1 protein-coding gene is annotated in these 1442 nt (G+C 70.2%); it reads left to right on the top strand.

Going from position 1 to position 1442, the window contains the following annotated elements; all coding sequences use genetic code 11:
- Window positions 1–11: 11 nt before the first annotated feature.
- Window positions 12–1442, top strand: a 1431-nt coding sequence (locus ACI2KI_RS17450) for an aldehyde dehydrogenase family protein (RefSeq protein ID WP_404622058.1), incomplete at its 3' end; no start/stop codon positions are given.

Below are 1442 nucleotides of genomic sequence, written 5' to 3'. Positions count from 1 at the left end.
AGGACTTTCCCATGACGGACACGCTTGAGCTTTCGCACTGGATCGGCGGCGAGAAGGTGGGCGGGGATCTGTCGGGCGAGAGCCTGAACCCGTCCGACGTGCGCGAGGTGGTGGCCCGGACGCCCAGGGGCGGTGCGGCCGAGGTGGATCAGGCGGTGCAGGCGGCGCGCGCCGCCTTCCCCGGCTGGGCCGACGCCTCGCCCGAGGTCCGCTTCGACGTGCTGGACCGGGCCGGGTCGCTGCTGATGGAACGCGCGGCCCAGATCGGCCGCCTGCTGTCGCGCGAGGAGGGCAAGACCCTGCCCGAGGGGATCGGCGAGACCATGCGCGCCGCCCGTATCCTGAAGTATTTCGCCGGCGAGGCCCTGCGCGTCCACGGTCAGAACCTGGCCTCGACGCGGCCGGGCGTGGAGATCCAGACCTATCGCCAGCCGGTCGGGGTCTTCGGCCTGATTACGCCGTGGAACTTCCCCATCGCCATTCCGGCCTGGAAGATCGCCCCGGCCATCGCCTTCGGCAACACCGTGGTCATCAAGCCCGCCGGCCCGACGCCGGCCACGGCCGAGGCCCTGATCGCCATCCTGCATGAGGCGGGCCTGCCCAGGGGCGTGGTCAACATGGTCATCGGCGACGGCGACGTGGGCCGCGCCATCGTCGCCCATCCCGGCGTCGACGGCATCAGCTTCACCGGCTCGCAGGGCGTCGGCGCCGGCGTGGCCGAAGGCGCGATGAAGCGTCAGGCCCGCGTGCAGCTGGAGATGGGCGGCAAGAACCCCCTGATCGTGCTGGACGACGCCGACCTCGATCGCGCCGTCGCCATCGCCCTGGACGGCAGCTTCTTCGCCACCGGCCAGCGTTGCACGGCCTCCAGCCGCCTGATCGTGCAGGACGGAATCCACGACCGCTTTGTCGCCCTGCTGGCCGAGAAGGTCGCGGCGCTTCGCGTAGGCGACGCCCTGGACCCCACCACCCAGATGGGGCCGGCGGTGACCGAGGCTCAGCGCGACGTCTCCTACAGCTACATCGACATCGCCAGGGACGGCGGCGGCCGGATCGTCACCGGCGGCGAGCGTCTGAAGCTCGACAAGCCCGGCTGGTACGTCCAGCCGACCCTGATCGCCGACACCCTGCCGGAGGCCCGCATCAACACCGAGGAGGTCTTCGGCCCCGTCGCCTCGACCATTCGCGTGGCCAGCTACGAGGAAGCCCTGGCTGTGGCCAACGGCGTCGAGTTCGGCCTGTCGGCCGGCATCGTCACCCAGTCGCTGAAACACGCCCGAGACTTCCAGAGGAACGCCAGGGCCGGCATGACCATGGTCAACCTGGCCACCGCGGGGGTCGACTATCACGTGCCCTTCGGCGGCACGAAGAAGTCCTCCTACGGCCCCCGCGAACAGGGCTTCGCCGCCGTCGAATTCTACACCCAGATCAAGACCAGCTAC

The sequence above is a fragment of the Brevundimonas sp. NPDC046655 genome (assembly GCF_044901625.1).
Classification (GTDB): Bacteria; Pseudomonadota; Alphaproteobacteria; order Caulobacterales; family Caulobacteraceae; genus Brevundimonas.
Note: the sequence above shows the minus strand (reverse complement) of the source record. Positions and strands in the feature narration are given on the sequence as shown.